The 21,301-nt window shown below is 64.6% G+C and carries 19 protein-coding genes; 16 read left to right on the forward strand and 3 right to left on the reverse strand.

Translation table 11 applies throughout. The annotated features are described in order from the left end of the window. The first annotated feature begins 85 nt into the window (after positions 1-85). From YUA_RS0120490 to YUA_RS0120535, 10 genes are all read left to right on the forward strand, one after another. Entirely contained in the window at positions 86-1,114 is a 1,029-nt protein-coding gene (locus YUA_RS0120490) for an ABC transporter substrate-binding protein (protein WP_027532394.1), read from the forward strand. 27 nt (positions 1,115-1,141) lie between these two features. After that, on the forward strand, positions 1,142-2,182 hold the full coding sequence (locus tag YUA_RS0120495) for an ABC transporter ATP-binding protein (protein WP_027532395.1): 1,041 nt from the start codon (positions 1,142-1,144) through the stop codon (positions 2,180-2,182). Further along, a complete protein-coding gene (locus YUA_RS0120500; protein WP_027532396.1) occupies positions 2,179-3,054 on the forward strand; it encodes an ABC transporter permease in 876 nt (291 codons plus the stop codon). The genes YUA_RS0120495 and YUA_RS0120500 overlap by 4 nt, the downstream gene beginning before the upstream one ends. Continuing rightward, positions 3,051-3,857 carry an ABC transporter permease gene (locus YUA_RS0120505; RefSeq protein WP_027532397.1) on the forward strand — a complete coding sequence of 269 codons (807 nt, stop codon included), beginning with the start codon at positions 3,051-3,053 and terminating at the stop codon, positions 3,855-3,857. Before YUA_RS0120500 ends, YUA_RS0120505 begins: the two co-directional genes overlap by 4 nt. 8 nt (positions 3,858-3,865) lie before the next feature. Beyond that, a complete protein-coding gene (locus YUA_RS0120510) occupies positions 3,866-5,002 on the forward strand; it encodes an FAD-binding oxidoreductase (RefSeq protein WP_027532398.1) in 1,137 nt (378 codons plus the stop codon). A gap of 28 nt (positions 5,003-5,030) precedes the next feature. Next, complete coding sequence (locus tag YUA_RS0120515) at positions 5,031-5,327, forward strand: (2Fe-2S)-binding protein (protein ID WP_027532399.1); 297 nt, start codon at positions 5,031-5,033, stop codon at positions 5,325-5,327. After that, complete coding sequence (locus YUA_RS0120520; RefSeq protein ID WP_027532400.1) at positions 5,324-6,742, forward strand: NAD(P)/FAD-dependent oxidoreductase; 1,419 nt, start codon at positions 5,324-5,326, stop codon at positions 6,740-6,742. The genes YUA_RS0120515 and YUA_RS0120520 overlap by 4 nt, the downstream gene beginning before the upstream one ends. Further along, complete coding sequence (locus YUA_RS0120525) at positions 6,739-7,860, forward strand: FAD-binding oxidoreductase (RefSeq protein WP_027532401.1); 1,122 nt, start codon at positions 6,739-6,741, stop codon at positions 7,858-7,860. Before YUA_RS0120520 ends, YUA_RS0120525 begins: the two co-directional genes overlap by 4 nt. Positions 7,861-7,987: 127 nt before the next feature. Then, a complete protein-coding gene (locus YUA_RS0120530; protein ID WP_027532402.1) occupies positions 7,988-9,577 on the forward strand; it encodes an ABC-F family ATP-binding cassette domain-containing protein in 1,590 nt (529 codons plus the stop codon). 116 nt (positions 9,578-9,693) lie between these two features. Then, the gene (locus tag YUA_RS0120535; protein WP_027532403.1) at positions 9,694-10,434 is read left to right on the forward strand and encodes an SDR family oxidoreductase; all 741 of its coding nucleotides are present in this window, start codon (positions 9,694-9,696) and stop codon (positions 10,432-10,434) included. Positions 10,435-10,622: 188 nt separating this feature from the next. Here YUA_RS0120535 and YUA_RS0120540 read toward each other — a convergent pair whose 3' ends face one another. Then, positions 10,623-11,951 carry a dicarboxylate/amino acid:cation symporter gene (locus YUA_RS0120540; protein WP_027532404.1) on the reverse strand — a complete coding sequence of 443 codons (1,329 nt, stop codon included), beginning with the start codon at positions 11,949-11,951 and terminating at the stop codon, positions 10,623-10,625. A gap of 126 nt (positions 11,952-12,077) precedes the next feature. Here YUA_RS0120540 and YUA_RS0120545 point away from each other — a divergent pair, with 126 nt between their 5' ends. Then, complete coding sequence (locus tag YUA_RS0120545) at positions 12,078-13,397, forward strand: solute carrier family 23 protein (protein WP_027532405.1); 1,320 nt, start codon at positions 12,078-12,080, stop codon at positions 13,395-13,397. Positions 13,398-13,469: 72 nt separating this feature from the next. After that, entirely contained in the window at positions 13,470-14,306 is an 837-nt protein-coding gene (locus tag YUA_RS0120550) for an SDR family oxidoreductase (RefSeq protein WP_027532406.1), read from the forward strand. A gap of 27 nt (positions 14,307-14,333) precedes the next feature. On the opposite strand, the gene YUA_RS0120555 is transcribed toward YUA_RS0120550, so the two are convergent. Next, positions 14,334-15,395 (reverse strand): helix-turn-helix transcriptional regulator, encoded by a 1,062-nt coding sequence (locus tag YUA_RS0120555; protein ID WP_245285208.1) that lies wholly within the window; start codon positions 15,393-15,395, stop codon positions 14,334-14,336. Between the two features lie 467 nt (positions 15,396-15,862). Here YUA_RS0120555 and YUA_RS52625 point away from each other — a divergent pair, with 467 nt between their 5' ends. The 3 genes from YUA_RS52625 (at position 15,863) to YUA_RS0120575 (ending at position 19,075) form a co-directional block, all read left to right on the forward strand. Continuing rightward, positions 15,863-17,326 carry a YadA family autotransporter adhesin gene (locus YUA_RS52625; protein WP_371259904.1) on the forward strand — a complete coding sequence of 488 codons (1,464 nt, stop codon included), beginning with the start codon at positions 15,863-15,865 and terminating at the stop codon, positions 17,324-17,326. Positions 17,327-17,342: 16 nt separating this feature from the next. Further along, positions 17,343-17,960 carry a hypothetical protein gene (locus YUA_RS0120570; RefSeq protein WP_027532408.1) on the forward strand — a complete coding sequence of 206 codons (618 nt, stop codon included), beginning with the start codon at positions 17,343-17,345 and terminating at the stop codon, positions 17,958-17,960. A gap of 308 nt (positions 17,961-18,268) precedes the next feature. Then, positions 18,269-19,075, forward strand: a complete 807-nt coding sequence (locus tag YUA_RS0120575) for an NAD-dependent protein deacetylase (protein ID WP_027532409.1) — start codon at positions 18,269-18,271, stop codon at positions 19,073-19,075. On the opposite strand, the gene YUA_RS52335 is transcribed toward YUA_RS0120575, so the two are convergent. Next, positions 19,076-19,204, reverse strand: coding sequence for a hypothetical protein (locus YUA_RS52335; RefSeq protein WP_256375378.1), 129 nt, complete (start codon positions 19,202-19,204; stop codon positions 19,076-19,078). It lies immediately after the preceding gene. 12 nt (positions 19,205-19,216) lie between these two features. On the opposite strand from YUA_RS52335, the gene YUA_RS0120585 reads away from it, so the two are divergent. After that, positions 19,217-21,301 (forward strand): hydantoinase/oxoprolinase family protein, encoded by a 2,085-nt coding sequence (locus tag YUA_RS0120585; protein ID WP_027532410.1) that lies wholly within the window; start codon positions 19,217-19,219, stop codon positions 21,299-21,301.

Raw genomic sequence — 21,301 nt, forward strand, 5'->3', positions numbered from 1 at the left:
TTGCGCGGAAGGAAATGCGGACGGCACTTCAGCCAGCGAGACTCGTCGGCACGTCACCTCATTCCGGCATTGGAGATCGGACCACATGAAGACTCTCAGCCTTCTGACAGCGGTTATCATCGCGACGCTCATCGCCGCCCCTGCTTCGGCCCAGCAAAAGACGCTCTACGTCGCCGGCTATGGCGGCTCGTTCGAGAAGACGATCCGCGACGAGGTGATTCCGACCTTCGAGAGGGAGAACGGCGTCAAGGTCGAATACGTCGCCGGCAACTCCACCGACACGCTGGCGAAGCTGCAGGCGCAGAAGGGCAACCAGCAGATCGACGTCGCCATCGTCGACGACGGCCCGATGTACCAAGCGATCCAGCTCGGCTTCTGCGGCAAGCTCGACGGCCTGCCGGCCGATCTCTACGACACCGCGCGCTTCAAGGACGATCGCGCGGTCGCGATCGGCATCGTCGCGACCGGTCTGATGTACAACACCAAGGTGTTCGTCGAGAAAGGCTGGGCGCCGCCGACCTCGTGGAATGATCTGAAGGACACGAAATACGCCAAGCAGCTGGTCATTCCGCCGATCAACAATACCTATGGCCTCGAAGCGTTGGTGATGCTGTCGAAGATGAATGGCGGCGGCGAGTCCAACGTCGATTCCGGCTTCAAGATCTTCAAGGAGCAGATCAATCCGAACGTGCTCGCCTATGAGCCGTCGCCTGGCAAGATGACTGAGCTGTTCCAGTCCGGCCAGGCGGTGATCGCGGTGTGGGGCACCGGCCGCGTGCAGAGCTTTGCCAATACCGGCTTTCCCGTCGACTTCGTCTATCCGAAGGAGGGCGCGGCGACGCTGTTGACCACGGCGTGTCCGATCTCGAAGCCCAATGCGTCGCCGCTGGCGTCCAGCTTCGTGAAGATGCTGCTCGATCCAAAAATCCAGCTCGTGATGCTGAAGGACTATGGCTACGGCCCGGTGCTAAAATCGCTGGTGGTGCCGCCGGAGCTTGGCAAGATGGCGCCGATCGGCGAGCGCGCGGCAAAGCTCTATAATCCGGACTGGACGGTCATCAACGAAAAGCGCGAGGAATGGACCAAGCGCTGGAATCGCGAGGTCGAGCGCTGATCTGATCATCTGCAGCGGAGACAGCGTATGGCCTATCTCGAGCTCGATCGGGTCGCCAAACAGTTCGGCGCGCAGACTGTGGTCGATGACTTCAGTCTCGCGGTGGGCAAGGGGGAGTTCATCTCCTTCCTTGGCCCGTCCGGCTGCGGCAAGACCACGACGTTGCAGATGATCGCGGGCTTCCTCGATCCCACGCGCGGCGCAATCCGCCTGGAGGACAAGGATCTCACCGCGATCCATCCGGCCAAGCGCGGGCTCGGCATCGTGTTCCAGAGCTACGCGTTGTTTCCGCACATGACTGCGGCGGAGAATGTCGCCTTCGGCCTCGAGATGCGCAATGTGCCGCGCGCTGACAGGGCCGAGCGTGTTCGCGCCGCGCTCGCGATGGTGGGCCTCGCCGGTTACGAGGACCGCCATCCGCGCCGCATGTCCGGCGGTCAGCAGCAGCGCGTGGCGCTGGCGCGTGCGCTGGTGATCAAGCCGAGCGTGCTGCTGCTCGACGAGCCGCTGTCCAATCTCGACGCAAAGCTGCGCGAGGAGATGCAGATCGAGCTGCGCCAGATCCAGCGCACCATCGGCACCACCACGATCCTGGTCACCCACGACCAGAACGAGGCGATGTCGCTGTCCGACCGCATCGTGGTGATGAGCCAGGGCCGCATCGAGCAGATCGGCACGCCGCAGGAGACCTATGAGAAGCCGGCCTCCGCCTTCGTCTCGCAGTTTTTGGGCAAGACCAACGATTTTGCCGGGACGATCGATCGGACTGCGACCCCGGTGCGGTTGGTGGCGGGCTCCTGGAGCGCGCCGGCGCCAGCGGGGCTTAGCGGCCCCGTCACCGTCAGCATTCGTCCTGAAAGAATCGGCTTTGGCGATGCGGGCCTCGGCGCAAAGATTCTCACGCGCATCTTTCAGGGCAATCACTGGCTCTTCCAGTGCGACAGCGAATGCGGCCCGGCGATCGTGATCCGTCAGAATGACGGTAAGCCGCAGCCGACTGAAGGCGAGGCCGTTCGCCTCACCTGGCGGCCCGAAGACATGAGCGTGCGTGCGAGGACCGGGGGATGAGCACTGTCGCCGAGGAGCGCAACGCGCGTGCGCCGTGGGCGCTGACGGCGCCTGCCTTGATGCTGTTCGTTGGCGTGCTGCTGATCCCGCTGGCGATGACCGTCATGCTGTCGTTCCACGATTGGGGCCAGTACAAGGGCATCGAACCGGTCTTCATCCTCAAGAACTGGCAGGAGATCGCGACCGATCCCTATTACGCTGAGATGTTCCGGCGGACGTTTCGCATCGCGATCCTGACCACGCTGCTCACGGCTTTGCTCGGCGCACCCGAGGCCTACATCCTCAATCGCATGAGCGGCCGCTGGAAGAGCTTTTTCCTGCTGGTCATTCTCGGGCCGCTCTTGATCTCCGTGGTGGCGCGCACGCTCGGCTGGGCGCTGCTGTTCGGCGGCAACAACGGCCTCGTCAACAAGCTGCTGATGTCGCTCGGCGTAATCCGCTCACCCATTCCCTTCATGTTCACCGAAACGGGCATGGTCGTTGCGCTTGCCCATGTGATGATGCCGTTCATGGTGCTGTCGGTGTGGGCGGCGCTGCAGCGGCTCGATCCGCAGATCGAGAATGCCGCGATGTCGCTCGGCGCGGGCCCGGTCACCATCATCCGCCGCATCATCATGCCGCAGATCATGCCGGGCGTGCTGTCGGGCGCGATCATCGTGTTCTCGCTCTCGGCCAGCGCCTTCGCGACACCGGCGATCATCGGCGGCCGCCGGCTCAAGGTCGCGGCGACGCTCGCCTATGACGAATTCCTCAATACGCTGAACTGGCCGCTTGGCGCCGCTGTGGCCACATTGCTGCTGGTGGCGCTGGTGCTGATCGTCGTCGGCAGCAACGCGCTGATCGAGCGCCGCTACGCGGAGGTGTTCCGATGAGACGGAATGGCCCGCTCGCACTGATCTTCCACGCCATCTTCGTCATCGTCATGGTGGCGCCGATCCTGGTGGTCTGCCTCGTCGCCTTCACGCCCGAGGGTTTTCTGTCGCTGCCGAGCAACGGCTTTTCGCTGCGCTGGTTCAGGGCGATCGCGAACTATCCCGAATTCATCCACGCCTTCTGGGTCAGCCTTGGGCTCGGTGCGCTGTCGTCGTTTGTCGCGCTTCTATTCGCGGTGCCCGCGGCACTGGCGATCGCGCGCTATCGCTTCCGCGGCCGCGATGCGCTCGCGGCGCTGTTCCTGTCGCCGCTGATGATCCCTCATGTCGTGCTCGGCATCGCCTTCCTGCGCTTCTTCACCTCGGCTGGCCTCGGCGGCAGTTTTGCCGCGCTGATCATCGCGCATGTCATCATCGTGTTTCCGTTCGCGCTGCGGCTGACGCTGGCGGCGGCGACCGGCATGGATCTTTCGGTCGAGATGGCCGCGGTCTCGCTCGGCGCGGGCGGCTGGACGCTATTTCGGCGCGTGACGCTGCCGCTGATCCTGCCCGGCGTCATCAGCGGCTGGGCGCTTGCCTTCATCCAGTCCTTCGACGATCTCACCATGACTGTCTTTCTCGCGGCACCCGGCACCGAGACGTTGCCGGTGCGCATGTTTCTTTATATCCAGGACAACATCGATCCGCTGGTGACGTCGGTCTCGGCCTGCGTGATCGCGATCACCATGACCGCCCTCATTCTGCTCGACCGTTTCTACGGGCTCGACCGTGTGCTCGCCGGCAAGGGCGATCCGGGACGATAGGAGAACCCATGTCCAGGGACTATGACGTCGCCGTCGTCGGCGGCGGATTGCTCGGCTCCGCAATTGCCTGGGGCCTCGGCCGGCTCGGCAAGAGCGTCGCCGTGCTCGACGAAGGCGACATCACCAAGCGGGCCTCCCGCGCGAATTTTGCGCTGGTCTGGGTCCAGAGCAAAGGCTTGGGCATGCCGGCCTATACGGTCTGGACCGTGCAGGCGTCGCAGGCGTGGGGCGGGCTTGCGTCCGAGTTGAAGCAACAAACCGGCCTCGATGTTTCGCTCCAACAAAATGGCGGCTTCCATCTCACGCTCGGCGATGACGAATTCGGCCAGCGCGCCGAGCTGGTCAGGCGCATGCACAACCAGACCGGTGCGGCCGACTACAAGATGGAGATGCTGTCCGCGTCCGAAGTGAAGAAAGCGCTGCCGCTGATCGGCCCCGAAGTCTCCGGCGGCAGCTATTGTCCGCTCGATGGCCACGTCAATTCGCTGCGCACCTTCCGCGCCTTCCACACCGGCTTCAAGGCATTCGGCATCGACTATTTCCCGGAGCAGCCGGTTTCGGCGATCAGCAAGAGTGGCGGCGAATTCCGCCTGACCACGCCGAAGGGCGAACTGCGCGCCGCCAAAATCGTGCTCGCGGCCGGCAATGCCAACCAGACGCTCGCGCCAATGGTCGGTCTTTACGCGCCGATGGGGCCGACCCGCGGCCAGATCGTGGTCACCGAGCGCACCATGCCGTTCCTGCCGCATCCGCTGACCACGATCCGCCAGACCGACGAGGGCACGGTGATGATCGGCGACAGCAAGGAGGATGAGCTCGACGACCGCGCGCTGAAACATCCGATCAGCGCGGTGATGACCGATCGCGCGCAGCGGATGTTTCCACATCTCGCGCGGCTCAACATTGTCAGGAGCTGGGCCGGCATCCGCGTCATGCCGCAGGACGGCTTTCCGATCTACGACCAGTCCGAGACCTATCCCGGCGCCTTCGTCGCCTGCTGCCATTCCGGCGTGACGCTGGCCTCCAACCACGCCTTCGAGATCGCACGCATGGTCGCGCAAGGCGCGCTCGAGCCGGAGCTGGTCGGCGCGTTCTCGGCCAGCCGCTTTGGCGGCGCGGGCGCGGCGAACAGCAGCGGCTACTAGAGATACTGAAGGAGCCAAGAGGCATCCCATGTTTAGACGATCCGAACAGGACAACCGACCGCAGGTCCAAATCTTCGTCGACGGCGTTGCCGTCGCGGCACGCGTGGGCGACACCGTCTCCGCCGCGCTATTGGCTTCCGGTCGGGACGTGCGACGTTCCACGGCAGTGAGCGGCGCGCCGCGGTTGCCCTATTGCATGATGGGCGTGTGCTTCGACTGCCTCGTCACCATCGATGGCGTCGGCAACAGACAAGGCTGCCTCGTGCCCGTCGCCGAGGGCATGCAGATCGAGATTCAGAAGGGCAAGCGGGAGATCGGAAGATGACTGTGGCTCCCAAGCGCGAAGCCTACGATGTCGTGGTGATCGGCGCCGGGCCTGCGGGCCTCGCGGCCGCCGCGACCTCCGCCGAAGCAGGTCTCACGACGCTGCTGCTCGACGAGAACATCGGTCCCGGTGGCCAGGTGTTTCGCGCCATCTCGTCCACGCCGGTGACCGAGCGCAGCCAGCTTGGTGCCGACTATTGGGCCGGTGCCGATCTCGTGCAGTCGCTCCGCGCGAGCAGTGCTGAGGTCATCCATCGTGCCACGGTCTGGAGCCTCGACCGCAACCTCGATATCGCCGTCTCGATCGGTGGCGCGTCCGCCTTCGTCAGGGCGAAGCGCGTGATCCTTGCCACCGGTGCGCTGGAGCGGCCGTTTCCGATTCCAGGCTGGACATTGCCGGGCGTGATGACCGCGGGCGCGGCGCAGACCATGCTGAAATCGTCGGCGCTGGTGCCTGATGGCCGCACCGTGATCGCGGGGCAGGGGCCGCTGCTCTGGCTGCTCGCCGCGCAGATTTTGCGCCTCGGCGGCCGCATCGACCGCATCCTCGACACCACCGAGCGCGGCAATTACTTGGCCGCGCTGCCGCACGCCTTCGCCTTCCTGACCTCGCCCTATTTCACCAAGGGCCTGTCGATGATGCGCGAAGTGAAGGCGAAGGTGCGGGTCGTCTCTGGGGTCACCGAGCTTGCCGCGACCGGCGATGGTCAGCTCACGAGCGTCAGCTATGTCGCGGGCGGCAAGCGCGAGACCATCCCTGCGGATCTCCTGCTGTTGCATCAGGGCGTCGTGCCCAATGTCAACCTTGCGATGTCCGCAGACGTTGAGCATCGCTGGGACGATTTGCAGTTGTGCTGGTCGCCAGTCCTCGATGCCAGCGGCAATTCGTCCGTTCCCGGCATCGCGATCGCCGGCGACGGCGCCGGCATTGGCGGCGCGAATGCCGCCGTGGTCCGCGGTCGCATCGCGGCGCGCGCGGCGGTGGAAGCACTGGCGGCCGCCGCCGCTGCGAAGCTTCCCGCGATGGCGACGCTCCGCGCCGATCTCGCCAAGGCCGAGCGCGGCCGCGTCTTCCTCGACACGCTGTTCCGCCCGTCGCCGCAGTTCCGCATTCCCTCCGGCGACACCATCGTCTGCCGCTGCGAGGAGGTCACCGCAAAGGACGTTCTCGATTCCGTTGCGATCGGCGCGACCGGGCCCAATCAGCTCAAGGCCTATCGCCGCACCGGCATGGGCCCGTGCCAGGGCCGGCTCTGCGGCCTTACCGTGACCGAGCTGATGGCGCAGGCGCGCGGCAAGACTCCACAGGAGATCGGCTATTACCGGCTGCGCGCGCCGGTGAAGCCGATCACGCTCGCCGAGCTTGCCGCCGTTCCGAAGAGCGAGGCCGATATCAAGGCCGTGGTGCGCGGATGACCCAGACCGTGGATGCGATCGTCGTCGGCGGCGGCATCCACGGATGCTCGACCGCGCTGCATCTGTGCCTTGCCGGCCTGAAGCCGGTGCTGATCGAGAAGGACTATGCCGGCCGCCACGCGTCCGGCGTCAATGCCGGCGGCGTGCGCCAGCTCGCGCGGCATATTCCCGAAATCCCGCTCTCGATCCGCTCGATGGGAATCTGGGAGAAGATCAAGGATCTCCTCGACGACGATTGCAGCTTTGAAAGCCACGGTCAGGTGCTGGTCGCGGAAAACGAGGAGGAACTCGCGGTCTGCCGCGCGCGCGTCGCCGAGCTCAACGCGCTCGGCTTCACCCATGAAGAGCTGATCGACGCGACTGAACTGCGGAGGCTCGTGCCTGCGGTCGCCGAAACCTGTCCCGGCGGCGTGGTCTCGCGCCGTGATGGCGCGGCCAATCCGGCGCAGACGACGACGGCGTTCCGGCGCAAGGCCCAGCAGCTTGGCGCGACCGTGCGCGAGGGCGTAGCCGCTAGCAACATCCGCTACAGCGACGGTCTCTGGTACGTCGCTGTCGGCGCTGAAACCTTTGCCGCGCCGGTGCTCGTCAACGCCGCCGGTGCCTGGGCCGGCAAGATCGCAGCCGCACTCGGCGAACCCGTGCCGGTCGAGACCGTGGCGCCGATGCTGATGATCACCTCGCGCGTGCCGCACTTCATCGACCCCGTCGTGATCCTCCGCGGGCGAAAGCTCTCCTTCAAGCAATTCACCAATGGCACCGTGCTGATCGGTGGCGGTCATCTGGCGACGCCGTACCAGGACCGCAACGAGACGGTGCTGGACTGGAAGAGCCTCGCGACCAGCGCGCGTACCGTGTTCGAGCTGTTTCCAGTGATGCGCAGCGCCACCATCGTGCGCGCCTGGGCCGGCATCGAGGCAAAGATGAAGGACGACATTCCCGTGTTCGGGCCGAGCAGCCGCCACAAGGGTCTCTATCACCAGTTCGGCTTCTCACTGCACGGTTTTCAGCTCGGCCCCGGCGCCGGTGCCGTGATGGCGGAGCTGATCGTCAACGGCGGCACCCAGACCCGAATCAGTGAACTCGGCATCGATCGCTTTCATCCCTCCACGCTCTAAGAGGACCAACCGCGACTTGATCTCGCCCCTTTGCGGGATTAGTAAGACAGTCTCTCAACAGGGATATTCGCAGCCATGGATTTTACCCCGACCGCAACGCCGATCCGCTTTGCTCACGGGGAATTCCATGCCTGCTTCAATTATCCTGTCGCGCCTGTCACAGTCCACGCCTGACGGCCGTTCTCTCCTCTCCAACATCGATCTGACCTTCGGCGCCGAACGAGCCGGCCTCGTCGGCCGCAATGGCGTCGGCAAGACAACTCTGCTCGGCGCGATCACGGGCGAGCACGTTCCGCAGTCGGGGCGTGTGATCGTCAACGGAACGGTCGGGCTTCTGCGTCAGGACGCCCAGCTCCGTGCCGGTGCGACGGTCGTCGACCTCTTCGGCGCGCGCGATGCCTTGGACCTGCTTCGCCGTGCCGAGTGCGGCGATGCCTCGACCGAAGATGTTGCCGATGTCGACTGGACTCTCGAGACCCGGCTCGCATCCGCCCTAGCCCGCGTTGGGTTCGATATCGCGCCCGGCACGGAATTGGACCGCTTGTCGGGCGGGCAGGTCACGCGCGTTCGTCTCGCCGCGCTGCTGTTTGCCGAGCCGGACTTCCTGCTGCTGGACGAGCCCACCAACAATCTCGATCGGGACGGACGCCGTGCCGTGATCGATCTGCTGGCCGCCTGGCGCGGTGGCGCGATTGTCGTCAGCCATGACCGGGCCCTGCTCGAGACGATGGATGCCATCGTCGAGCTGACCTCGCTCGGAGCGACGCGCTATGGCGGCAACTGGAGCAGCTTTCGCGCGCAGAAGTCCGTCGAGCTCGCGGCCGTCAGGCACGACCTCGCGCATGCCGAGAAGCACCTGTCCGAGATCGACGGCAAGGCGCAGGAGGCCATCGAACGCAAGGCGCGCAAGGACAGCGGCGGCAAGAAGAAGCGCGCCAAAGGCGATATGCCGCGCATCCTGGCGGGCGCGCGCAGGGATCGCAGCGAAGACAGCGGCGGCAAGACTGCGCAGATCACTGAGCGGCGGTGCGCGGAGGCGCTTGAAGCGGTCGACACCGCGCGGCGGCGCATCGAGATCCTTCAGCCGCTGTCCGTGAAACTGCCCTCGACCCAGCTGCCGGCGGGGCGGGAGGTGGTTTGGCTCGATCGCGTCAGTGCCTTCTACCAGCCGGAGCAACCGGTCCTGCGCGATCTCTCGCTCACCATCGTCGGTCCGGAGCGCGTCGCGCTTGTCGGGCCCAACGGCTCCGGCAAGACGACGCTACTGAGACTGATCGCAGGAGAACTGCGCCCTGTCTCTGGCAACGTGCGGGTCAGGCCGGACTTCGCGCTGTTTGACCAGAATGTCAGCCTGCTCGATCCCTCGATATCGATCTTCGACAATTTCGGGCGCATCAATCCGAAGGCGGGTGCAAACGAATGTTATGCCGCGCTGGCGCGCTTCATGTTCCGCGCCAGTGCGGCCTTGCAGATCGTCGGCAGCCTGAGCGGCGGGCAGCTGTTTCGTGCGGGGCTCGCCTGCGTACTTGGCGGATCGACGCCGCCGTCGCTGCTGATCCTGGATGAGCCGACCAATCATCTGGATCTCGAGTCGATCGAAGCCGTGGAAGCTGGCCTGAGGGCCTACGACGGCGCACTGCTCGTCGTCAGCCATGACGAGGCGTTCCTGCAGGCCATCGGGGTCACGCGCCGGGTCGATCTCGCCGCCTCAGGGTGATTGTTCGACCTGGCAGAACAATGATACCGGCCGCCGACTGATTATCTTTCGCCGGATAAGGGGCAAATCCTCTCGTGTCAGCCGCAAGCAGCGGCCGGGAACCACGGAGAAGGCAAATGTCCAACGCAAGCAAGAAGGTCGCAATCGTCACCGGTAGCTCGCGCGGCATTGGCGCGGCGATTGCCGAGCGGCTCGCCGGCGACGGCTTTGCAGTCGTGATCAACTATGCCGGCAGTGCAGCTGAAGCAGAGGCGGTGGCCGGCAAGATCGCGCAGGCCGGCGGCCGGGCCATCACCGCGCAGGCCGACGTCAGCGACGCAGCCGCCGTGACGCACATGTTCGACGCGGCGGAGAGCGCGTTCGGCGGCGTCGATGTGCTCGTCAACAATGCCGGTGTCATGCGGCTGGCGGCGATTGCCGATGCCGACGATGCCGCCTTCGACAGCCAGATCGCGATCAACCTGAAAGGCACATTCAACACGCTGCGCGAGGCGGCGCGTCGGCTGCGCCATGGCGGCCGCATCGTCAATCTGTCGTCGAGCCAGGCCGGTCTCTTGTCGCCGACCTACGGCATCTATGCCGCGACCAAGGCGGCGGTCGAGGCTCTGACCCATGTGCTGGCCAAGGAGCTGCGCGGCCGCAATCTTACTGTGAATGCCGTGGCACCCGGGCCGACCGCAACGAAGCTGTTTCTGGATGGCAAGACGCCGGAGGTGATCGATCACCTCGCCAAGCTCCCGCCCTTGGAGCGGCTCGGTCAGCCCACGGACGTCGCTGCCGCGGTCTCGTTCCTCGCTGGCCCCGATGGTGGCTGGATCAACGGGCAGGTGCTGCGCGCCAATGGCGGGATCATCTGATCCCGGCTCGCGGATCGTGCTGGCAATCTTTCAAAAACCCGACGCTCTGCCCCCAGCGCGTCGGGTGGAATGAATGAGTATCAATCGGTGATCCCAACACCGCTGTTGTGACGCGTGCCTCACCAATTGACCACTCCGGGAAACTACCGCATCGGAACCGAGTTGCGCCTGCCTGCGCGTCGCAGCGCCTAGGCGCTGCCGCCAGGCTCCAACGCTTCGCCCATCTCCAGCGGATGCGCCATCGTCTCGTGTAGCGCCTCTCGATCCAGCTCGCCCTCGGAGATGCTGATGACGACGCAGGCGACGCCATTGCCGATCAGGTTGGTCAGCGCGCGGCACTCGCTCATGAATTTGTCGATGCCGACCAAAATCGCGATCGACTGGATCGGTATATCAGGCACGATCGAGAGCGTCGCGGCGAGCGTGATGAAGCCGGCACCCGTCACGCCGGATGCGCCCTTCGAGGTGATCATGGCGATGCCCAGAATGCCGAGCTCCTGCCAGATGGTCAGATGCGTGTTGGTCGCCTGCGCCAGGAACAGCGTCGCCAGCGTCATGTAGATGTTGGTGCCGTCGAGGTTGAAGCTGTAACCGGTCGGGATCACGAGGCCGACCACCGAGCGCGAGGCGCCGAGATGCTCCATCTTCTGGATCATCTGCGGCAGCACCGTCTCCGAGGACGAGGTGCCGAGCACGATCAGTAGCTCGTCCTTGATGTAGGCGATGAAGCGGATGATCGAGAATCCGGCAAGCCGCGCGATCGAACCGAGCACGATGAGCACGAACAGGATGCTGGTGAGGTAGAACGTGCCGATCAGGGCGGCGAGGTTGAGCAGCGAGCCGAGGCCGTAGGCGCCGACGGTGAACGCCATCGCGCCGAAGGCGCCGATCGGCGCCACGCGCACGATGATGCGGATGATGCCGAAGAACATCTTTGCGGCTTTGTCGATCGCCTCCGCGATCGGCTCGCCGGCCTTGCCGAGGAAGGCGATCGCGAAGCCCGAGAGGATCGAGACCAGCAGCACCTGCAAGAGGTCGCCGCGCGCGATCGCGCCCACATAGCTGTCGGGGATGATGGCCATCAGATGGGCGACGATGCCATCTTCGTGGGCCTTGGTCACGTAGGTTGCCACTGATTTCGGATCGATGGTGGCGGGATCGATGTTGAAGCCGCGCCCGGGCTGGAGAATCTCGCCGACCAGCAGGCCGATGGCGAGCGCGACTGTCGAGACCGTCTCGAAGTAAATCAGCGACTTCAGTCCGACCCGGCCGACGCGCTTGAGGTCGCCCATCGAGGAGATGCCGTGCACCACGGTGCAGAAGATCACCGGCGCGATCATCATCTTGATCAGCGCGATGAAGCCGTCTCCGAGCGGCTTCAGCGCCTTGCCCAGGTCCGGATAGAAATAGCCGATCAGCACGCCGAGCACGATCGCGATCAGCACCTGGATGTAGAGGATCTTGTACCAGGGCTGGTGCCGGCGGTGAACGGCTGGCTGGATCGCAATCTGTGTCATAGGATAAGCCCCGGAACGCATTGATCTTGCATGATTTACATCATGTGATGTTCGCCGCATAAGCAACAATCACATTTTTGTCGGATCGCACGAAGATCAATCGCTGCACCGCAATTGGGGGGGAACATGTCGAACGCAACGAGCTCGAACGAGCAGGCGCATAGCTATTTTCCGCGTTGGAAGCTGAAGACCTCCGGCGTGATCATGCCGGAGGAGCGGCTGTCATGGGGCCAGACCATTGTCTCCGGTCTCCAGCATTGCGTTGCAATGTCGGGGTCGACGATCATCGCGCCGTTGCTGATGGGGTTCGATCCCAATGTTGCGGTCCTGTTCTCCGGCATCGGCACGCTGATCTTCTTCGTCATCGTCGCCGGGCGCGTGCCGAGCTATCTCGGCTCGAGCTTCGCGTTCATCGCCGTCGTCCTCGCCGCCACCGGCTATGCCGGGCATGGGCCGAATCCGAACCTGTCGGTTGCGCTCGGCGGCATCGTCGCGGCTGGTGTGCTGTACGGTGTGATCGCGCTGGTCGTGATGTGGGCGGGAATCGGCTGGGTCGAGCGCCTGATGCCGCCGGCCGTCACCGGCGCCGTGGTCGCCGCGATCGGCCTCAACCTCGCGCCCGTGGCCGTCAAGGCGGTAAGCGCGAACGCGTTCGAGACCTGGATCGGGCTCGCGACCGTTCTGGTCATCGGCGTGGTCGCCGTGGCCGCGCCGGGCCTGTGGCGCCGTCTGCCGATCATCCTTGGCGCGATCGGCGGATATCTTTTGTATCTGTTGTTCGCGAACGGCCTGGGCTTCGGCAAACCGATCGACTTCACGCAGCTCTCGGCCGCGCCGTGGTTCGGCCTGCCGAACTTCACGACGCCGACCTTCCACGCCGATGCGATCTTCCTGATTGCGCCGGTTGCGGTCATCCTCGTCGCCGAGAACCTCGGTCACATCAAGGCCGTCGGCGCCATGACGGGCCGGAGCCTCGATGGCTATCTCGGCCGCGCGCTGTTCGCCGACAGCCTCGCGACCATCGTGGCCGCTTGCGGCGGCGGCACCGGGGTGACCACCTATGCCGAGAACATCGGCGTCATGGCGGCGACGAAGGTCTATTCGACCTTGCTGTTTGCCTTCGCCGCGAGCGTCTCGGTCCTGCTCGGCTTCTCGCCGAAATTCGGCGCGCTGATCCTGTCGATCCCCGGTCCCGTCATTGGCGGCCTTTCGATCGTGCTGTTCGGATTGATCGCGGCAATGGCGGGCCGAATCTGGGTCGAGAACAAGGTCGATTTCGCCAACCCTGCGAACCTGATCACCGTCGCCGTGGCGCTGACCGCAGGCGCCGGCGATCTCACACTGAAATTCGGTGCATTCACGATCGGCGGAATCGGCACCGCCACCTTCGGCGCGATCATTCTCTATCAGATCCTGACCTCTCCGATCGCGCGCCGCGCGGAATGAATCCCAGGGATGCACTGGCGGATGGAACAAAACTCTGGTTCCGTCCATGATGAGGCACACCGGAGACAACTCATGCCACAGACCGATCTCTCAACCACCTTTCCCTCTCGCCTCCTCGGCCGATATGCGCTGGTGACCGGTGCGTCCCAGGGCATCGGCCGCGCCGTTGCTGTCAGGCTCGCCCAGGAAGGCGCGACCGTGGCCATCAACTATCTCGATCATCCCGGGAAGGCCGAGGAGACGCTGGCGCTGGCAAGGACGGGATCGGGCGATCGCGGCCACGGCAAGCTCGACCATGTCATCGTCAAGGCCGATGTCAGCAGCGAGCATGAGGTCGGTGCGATGTTCGAGACGGTGCTGGCGCGCTGGAAGCGCCTCGACTGTCTCGTCAACAATGCCGGTTTCCAGCGGGAATCGCCGAGCGAGGCGCTCGACATCGAAACCTACCGCCGCATCATCGACGTCAATCTCAACGGTGCCGTGCTCTGCGCGCAGAAGGCGCTCGCGCATTTCGTCGCGCGTGGCGGAGGCGGCAGCATCATCAACTGCTCCAGCGTCCACCAGATCATTCCAAAACCCGGCTATCTCGCTTATTCGATCAGCAAGGGCGGCATGGCCAACCTGACGCGCACGCTGGCGCTGGAATTTGCTGGCCGCGGCATCCGCGTCAATGCGGTCGGGCCCGGCGCCATCGACACGCCGATCAATGCGGCCTGGACCGGCGACGCCGACAAGCGCGGCGACGTCACCAGCCACATCCCGCTCGGTCGCGTCGGCACGCCGGAAGAGATCGCGGCCGTGTTCGCGTTCCTCGCCTCGGATGATGCCAGCTACATCACCGGGCAGACGATCTATGCCTGCGGAGGCCTGACACTGTTCCCTGAGTTCAGGGAGAACTGGGCGAGCTAGGCGTGCGCTGACAATCTCCGCTGAAGATCAACGGGTAGTCGGCTGTTCGAAGCCGGCAATCAGCTTCACCAGTTCACTCTGGCGTGCGGTTCCGGTCTTGCGGAAGATATTGTGAAGGTGGGTTTTCACAGTCGCCTGCGACAATCCCAGTCGATCGGCCAGAGCCTGCACACCGCTAACCTTCATGATGGCGTCGAGCACGCGGATTTCGCTCGCCGTGAGGCTGTACAGCTTTCCCAGCGCTTCCAGCGGCGGCGGGCTGGACGGCGACGTCCGGCGAACGAACACCGCCGCAACCGCCGAATGCACCGCGCCGGCCCGTTGGCGGTCGCCTGCCGTCAGAGGCAAAACATGCGCGAACCAGCGGCGTGCTGGTGAATCCGAAAGCGGTATCGCCGCGCCTTGGCCGCCAGCCATCAGGTCGCCGCTCTCGGCTGCCGCCACGAGGTCGCGGAGCATGCGCTGCGCGTCGGGCGCGACGGCCGTCAACGCTCCGCGCCGCTCGTACAGCAGCGCGCCCTCGTCGAGCATGGCACGCGCCAGCCCGTTCACGAAGACGATCCGGCCGTTCAGCCCCAACAGGAAGATGGCGGCTTCGACATTGTCGAGAGTTTCGGTGAGGACCGCCTGTGCAGTCTTGCGTTGATCGAACAAGCGGCCGATCGCAACCGCGCGCTGAAAATGCGGCACGATCAGCGCCGCCCGCTGTCTCGCCGCGTCATCGACGATCCCGTGCGTGTTATCCCTGCGGATGTTGAGCACCGAGGAACTCGTCGTCCCCTTTTCCAGGTTGACGCAGATGACGTCGGCGATCCCCTGCGGCTCGACCCATTCCCTGTGGAAGCGTGTATCGAGAAGCTCAGGTTCGGGAACGATGTCGGTCGGCGTATAGATCAATCCGGATTCGATGAAGGTTGCCGCCGGGAATACCGGGTTCATCGGCATGTATTTCTCGAAATATAGCCGCGTGTAATGTGGGTCGTCGTTGAACAAATGCAGTGCGGCCGAACTTTCGCTGGCGACATCGTGCCAATACAGTACGGCCGAAGAGCCGCCGACGAAATTGCAGGAGCGCTCCAGCGCCCGCATCCACAAGGTCGGATCAAGTGCCGCGTCGTAAATTTCGCCGATCAGCTCTGAGAGCATTGAGGCCTCAGACGTCACGGCCAACCCAAATCGTATCGAGCATGCATTTCCGGGTATTCTCGGCATTCGCGCCTGACTACTGCAGCATAACATACGGCCGCAATTTGATCTGCGCGAACATCGCAAATTGTTTTCGAAGTTCAAAGCGCGAGATCGTGAAGATCGGTTTGTTTGCTGATGCCTTCCTGCCGCTTCCTTGGGCATTGTGACAGATGTTTCCTATCGCGACGCATTCCGATGCCATTCAGCAACAGTCTGCAAAAAGCAAGATCCCCAGCGGCAGGTTCACTGCCGACTTCAACCGAATGGTTGATGTCGGGCCCGTCGCCTTGGCCCACAGTCGCGCGGTCGGGCCCGGCCAACCGCCTTGGAGTTGAGATTCGCAAATGCCCCGTGTGATCACTGAAGCAATGTTTCGTCTGATCAGATCCGCTGGTGGCGCGGCCGCGCTCGCCATCTCGGTCTTAGACCCGAGAGCCCTCTTTCACTATGGCCTTGTCAGATCTGCCGCGAGTGCCGCTCAATTTTTGAGCATTTCTGTCCGCTCGATTGCCGCAATAGCGTTTGTCGCGGCATCTGTGACTTTAGCCGGTCCAGCCTCGGCCCAACAGAATTGCGGCAGCGGGGTCGCCGTAGGTCCTCGCGATCTTGCGTGTGGTAACGCGGTCGCAAACGGCAGCGCCAGCCTGGGCGCGACAGCGATTGGCTCTGTGGCTACCGCCGCAGCCGGAGGCACTTCGGTGGGAGCTGGCGCCGGCTTCGGGAGCGGGGTAGGCGCAACGAGCATCGGCGCAAACGCCAACAGCAGCTTGTTCGGAGCCGGCCAATACAGCACTGCAATCGGCTCCGGCGTCATAACGGCAGGTGTAAACTACTCGGCCATTTCCACAGGAAACTTTGGTGTCGCGATCGGAGGTGGCGGCGACGGAACGACCGGCCTGGGTGCACAGTCTTCCGGCGACAGATCGATAGCGATCGGCATTAACAGTGCGTCGGCGGGAGCGTCCTCGATGGCCCTTGGGAGCGGCGCCAGCGCCGGCGCCGCAAATGCTGTCGCCATGGGCAACACGACCACCGCAACCGGCGGCAATTCCTTCGCAGCCGGCAACAACTCCCATGCCACCGGGGCGAGTGCCGTCGCGATCGGCGATGGCGCGAATGCCGGCACCGGCGCGAATGCGATTGCCATCGGCACCGGCGCGGTCGCGACCGGATCGATCGCGATCGGCGCAAATTCGGCGGCCGCGCTCGGCAACACCGCCGTCGGCGATGGGGCGAAGGCAAGTGCCGCCGCGGGCAGTTCCGCATTCGGCAATGGTGCGGTCGCCTCGGCATCCAATGCCACCGCGATCGGGACTGGCGCCACCACAGGCTTTGCGAACTCCACCGCCATCGGATCCGGCGCAACGGCCACCGCCGCCAACCAGGTCGCGATCGGCACCGCAGGCAACACCTATCGCATGGCCGGCGTGACGTCCGCGGCGAGCCTTGCAGCGCAGAGCGGTCCGGTGTCCTTCGTCACCACCGACGCAGCAGGTAATCTCGCGACATCGAGCTTCAACCCGGCGAGCATCACCTCGCTCCAGTCGCAGGTGACCTCGTTGCAGTCGCAGGTGATGGATAACCGGCTCGAGGCGCGCAGCGGTACCGCCGTCGCTCTCGCGGCCGGTTCGATGCCGGCGCTGCAGCCGGGCCGCAAATTCGCGCTCTCCGCCGGCTACGGCAATTTCGAGGGCGCCAATGCGTTTGCGCTCGGCGCCACCGCGCTGCTTTATGACGGCAAGAGCTATGCGGTCATTGCCAATGCCGGCGGCGGCATTGGGCTCGAGCGCAATGTTGCGGGCGGGCGCGGTGCGGTCTCGATCCAGTGGTAGGAAGAACGCGTTCGTCATGACGCTGCGTTGGCTGAGTGCGGGACTTGGGGCAGGACTTGGGCTTGTGATTCTCGCGCTGCTGATCCTGGGGGTGGTGACGACATCATCCGCGCAGCAGACGCCGCCGCAGCCGCATCAGGCGTCGCCACAACAGCAACCGGCGCCCAAGCCCGCCAACATCGACCGCAACGGCGTGCTGATGCTGATCCGCTCGACGCTGCTGGCGCTCGACCAAGCCAACAAGACCGGGAACTACACCGTGCTGCGCGACCTCGGCGCTCCCGGCTTCCAGATCAACACCGCAGCCAGGCTTGCGGAAATCTTTGCCAAGCAGCGCGGCGACAAGCTCGATCTCTCCGGCGTTGCCGTCATCGATCCGCAATTGTCGTTGTTGCCGCAGATCGAGCCGAACGGATTGTTGCACATGGCAGGATTTTTCCCGTCTGTGCCGTCTCAGGTGAATTTCGAACTGCTGTTCGCGCCGGTCGAAGGACAATGGCGCGTGTTCGGCGTGTCGCTGTCAGTCGGACAGTCCGCGCCGGTCGCACCTGCCGCGCCTGAAGCCGCGCCCGGCAAGGCCGTGGTCTCGCAAAAGCAGGCTTCGCCACCAAAGCCGAGTGTCCCTTCGAAATAATCACCGGCCGTTGCGATGTCGCGCAATGCTGCTCAACGAAACGACAAATCGATCACAACGTAAGCCATCCGCAACTGCACACCGCCGCTTCGCGCACGGAGCCTTGCATCATTCATACGGTTGAAGTTTCGCAGCCGGCATGTTCATTGTTATAGTGTGTGATTGAAGGCGCCAATGCCCCGCAGCGCTCGCCAAGCTCTACAAGCTCATGACGAGCGAAATCCGCCTGATCGACGCCGTCATCAAGGTGAGCGGGGTGGAGCGCGGGTGATCTGGCAAAATGCCGCGCCGCAGACTACATCTGCGCCATGACAAACCCTGCGCTTCAAGATTTCGTCGGCCGGCACGAACGTCTGTTCGTGCTGACCGGTGCGGGCTGCAGCACCAATTCGGGCATTCCCGACTATCGCGACAGCCACGGCAATTGGAAGCGGACCCAGCCGGTCAATTTCCAGGCCTTCATGTCGGAAGAGCATACGCGCCAGCGCTATTGGGCGCGCAGCTTGATCGGATGGCGGCGGTTCGGCCAGGCCCGGCCGAACGATGCGCATCATGCGCTCGCCCAGCTCGAGGCGAGCGGGCGGTGCGAGATGCTGCTGACCCAGAATGTCGACCGGCTGCATCAATCCGCCGGCCACCGGCAAGTGATCGATTTGCACGGACGGCTCGACCTGGTTCACTGCATGGGCTGCGGCCGCAAGACGCCGCGCAACGAATTCCAGGCTGCGCTCGGCCGCGCCAACGCGGAATGGTTGACGCTCGACGCCGCCGATGCGCCTGATGGCGACGCCGATCTGGAGCATGCAGAATTCTCGTCGTTCAACGTGCCTCCTTGCGAGGCCTGCGGCGGCATCCTCAAGCCCGACGTCGTGTTCTTCGGCGAGAACGTTCCGCGTGACGTGGTCGCGACCGCGCAGGACCATCTGGCGCAGGCTGATGCGATGCTGATCGTCGGCTCATCGCTGATGGTTTATTCCGGCTTCCGCTTCGTAAGGGCTGCGGCGGATCGGCAGATCCCGATCGCGGCGGTCAATCTCGGACGCACCCGCGCCGACGATCTCCTCACGCTCAAGGTCGAGGAGCGCTGCGAGGCGGCGCTTGCATTCCTGCTCTGATCACGCGAGCGGCGAACATGCCTTGCTTATCGCATAGGTGCCAAGCAGAATGGCTTGGCGCAGCATTGCCATCACGACCGATGGCATGGGAATTGCTGCATTTTCGCCCTGAGTTTTGACGATCAGCACGGAGAATTTGGAATGCTTGAGGGAGCCGAAGTGCGGCTTGCCGTCGATATCGGTGGCACGTTCACCGACATCGTGCTGGACGTGGGCGAGGTGCGCAAAACCCGCAAAGTGCTGACGACGCCGCAACGGCCGGAGCAGGCAGTGCTGGATGGGATGCGCCTCATTCTCACCGATGCGCGCGCGCATACCAGCGACATCGATGTCTTCATTCACGGCACGACGCTGGCGACCAACGCCATCATCGAGCGACGCGGCGCCAGGACTGCATTGATTGCGACCGACGGCTTTCGCGATGTGCTCGATATCGGCACCGAAAGCCGCTACGACCAGTACGATCTCGGCATCGACAAGCCGAAGCCGCTGGCGCCGCGCAGCCTGCGCTTCACCGTGCCTGAGCGCATTGACGCGCATGGCGCGGTTCGCCTCCCGCTCGATGAAGCAGCCGTGCGCGCGCTCGCGCCGAAATTGCGTGAGCTGAAGGTCGAGAGCGTCGCGATCGCCTTCCTGCACTCTTACGCCAATCCCGAGCACGAACGCCGGGCAGCCGCGATCATCAGTGAAGAGATGCCCGGCATTTCGGTAACGGTGTCATCGGCCGTGTGTCCGGAGATTCGCGAATACGAGCGCACGTCCACCGCGGTTGCGAATGCCTATGTGCAGCCGCTGATCGACGGCTATCTCGCCCGCATGGCCGACGCCTTGCAGGTCGAGCAGTTCCGTGGCGCCATCTATCTCGTCACCTCCGGCGGAGGCGTTACCTCGATCGAAACGGCGCGGCGCTTTCCGGTGCGCCTCGTCGAATCCGGCCCTGCCGGCGGCGCCATTTTCGCGGCGCAGATCGCAGCGCGGCTCGGCGAGAGCAAAGTGCTTTCCTTCGACATGGGCGGCACCACTGCAAAGATATGCCTGATCGAGAAATATCAGCCCGAGACCTCGCGCGTGTTCGAGGTCGATCGCGCGGCGCGCTTCCTCAAAGGCTCGGGCCTGCCGGTGCGCATTCCCGTGATCGAGATGGTCGAGATCGGCGCCGGCGGCGGCTCGATCGCGCATGTCGATGCCATGAAGCGTGTCACCGTCGGCCCCGAAAGTGCATCATCGGATCCGGGCCCTGCCTGCTATGGCCGCGGCGGCCAGCGCCCGGCCGTGACGGATGCCGACGTTGCGCTCGGCATGATCGATCCCGACGCTTTTGCCGGCGGCACGATCAAGCTTGATCCGGGGCTTTCGAAGCAGGCACTGCTACGCAGCGTCGGTGAGCCGCTGGGCCTGTCGGCGGAAACCGCGGCCTATGCCGTGCACGAAGTCGTCTGCGAGAACATGGCCAGTGCGGCCCGCGTGCACGCCGTCGAACGCGGCGAGATCGTCGGCCAGCACACGCTGATCGCCTTTGGTGGCGCAGCACCCCTGCATGCCGCGCGTGTTGCCGAGAAGATCGGCGTGTCCCGTGTGATCGTGCCGTCCAATGCCGGCGTCGGCTCGGCGGTCGGCTTCCTCGCGGCGCCCATCGCCTATGAACTCGTGCGCAGCCGCCACGTCAGGCTTGACGATTTCGACACGGGTGCAGTCTCCGACCTGCTTCAGGAGATGGTGACCGAAGCGCGTGCGCTGGTCGAGCCCGGCGCTGCCGGCGCACCGGTGCGCGAGCGCCGTGCGGCGTTCATGCGCTATGTCGGCCAGGGCCACGAGATCACGGTTGAATTGCCGAACCGGCCGCTGACATCAGCGGATCTCGCCGGCCTGCGCCAGAAGTTCGAGGCGGATTATTCGGCCATGTTCGAGCGGCCGATCCCGGGTGCTGCGATCGAGGTGCTAAGCTGGTCGGTGCTTGCGACCACCGAAGCGCGCAATCCTCCCACGGTTGCGGCCGTCACGCGCAAGCCCGCGGGCAAAGCGTCAGGCAGCCGCAAATTTTTCGACGGCCGGGCAGGGGAGGTGATCGAGATCCCGCTCTACCGCCGCGAGGACATGGCGCCGGGCGCGACGATTGCGGGTCCCGCCGTGATTGCGGAGGATGAAACCTCCACCTTCGTCTCCACCAGTTTTGACGCCCATATCGACGGCGCCGGCAGCATCGTCATGGAACGGAAGGCGGCCTGA

Origin of the sequence: Bradyrhizobium sp. WSM3983 (assembly GCF_000473045.1) — a bacterium.
Classification (GTDB): domain Bacteria; phylum Pseudomonadota; class Alphaproteobacteria; order Rhizobiales; family Xanthobacteraceae; genus Bradyrhizobium.

Coding starts and splice junctions, on each gene's coding strand:
- YUA_RS0120535 (WP_027532403.1), top strand. CDS start 9,694: ATGTCCAACGCAAGCAAGAAGGTCGCAATCGTCACCGGTAGCTCGCGC.
- YUA_RS0120570 (WP_027532408.1), top strand. CDS start 17,343: ATGACGCTGCGTTGGCTGAGTGCGGGACTTGGGGCAGGACTTGGGCTT.
- YUA_RS0120545 (WP_027532405.1), top strand. CDS start 12,078: ATGTCGAACGCAACGAGCTCGAACGAGCAGGCGCATAGCTATTTTCCG.
- YUA_RS0120505 (WP_027532397.1), top strand. CDS start 3,051: ATGAGACGGAATGGCCCGCTCGCACTGATCTTCCACGCCATCTTCGTC.
- YUA_RS0120510 (WP_027532398.1), top strand. CDS start 3,866: ATGTCCAGGGACTATGACGTCGCCGTCGTCGGCGGCGGATTGCTCGGC.
- YUA_RS0120540 (WP_027532404.1), bottom strand. CDS start 11,951: ATGACACAGATTGCGATCCAGCCAGCCGTTCACCGCCGGCACCAGCCC.
- YUA_RS0120555 (WP_245285208.1), bottom strand. CDS start 15,395: ATGCGGGCGCTGGAGCGCTCCTGCAATTTCGTCGGCGGCTCTTCGGCC.
- YUA_RS0120530 (WP_027532402.1), top strand. CDS start 7,988: ATGCCTGCTTCAATTATCCTGTCGCGCCTGTCACAGTCCACGCCTGAC.
- YUA_RS0120495 (WP_027532395.1), top strand. CDS start 1,142: ATGGCCTATCTCGAGCTCGATCGGGTCGCCAAACAGTTCGGCGCGCAG.
- YUA_RS52625 (WP_371259904.1), top strand. CDS start 15,863: ATGTTTCGTCTGATCAGATCCGCTGGTGGCGCGGCCGCGCTCGCCATC.
- YUA_RS0120525 (WP_027532401.1), top strand. CDS start 6,739: ATGACCCAGACCGTGGATGCGATCGTCGTCGGCGGCGGCATCCACGGA.
- YUA_RS0120550 (WP_027532406.1), top strand. CDS start 13,470: ATGCCACAGACCGATCTCTCAACCACCTTTCCCTCTCGCCTCCTCGGC.
- YUA_RS0120585 (WP_027532410.1), top strand. CDS start 19,217: ATGCTTGAGGGAGCCGAAGTGCGGCTTGCCGTCGATATCGGTGGCACG.
- YUA_RS0120515 (WP_027532399.1), top strand. CDS start 5,031: ATGTTTAGACGATCCGAACAGGACAACCGACCGCAGGTCCAAATCTTC.
- YUA_RS0120520 (WP_027532400.1), top strand. CDS start 5,324: ATGACTGTGGCTCCCAAGCGCGAAGCCTACGATGTCGTGGTGATCGGC.
- YUA_RS0120500 (WP_027532396.1), top strand. CDS start 2,179: ATGAGCACTGTCGCCGAGGAGCGCAACGCGCGTGCGCCGTGGGCGCTG.
- YUA_RS0120490 (WP_027532394.1), top strand. CDS start 86: ATGAAGACTCTCAGCCTTCTGACAGCGGTTATCATCGCGACGCTCATC.
- YUA_RS0120575 (WP_027532409.1), top strand. CDS start 18,269: ATGACAAACCCTGCGCTTCAAGATTTCGTCGGCCGGCACGAACGTCTG.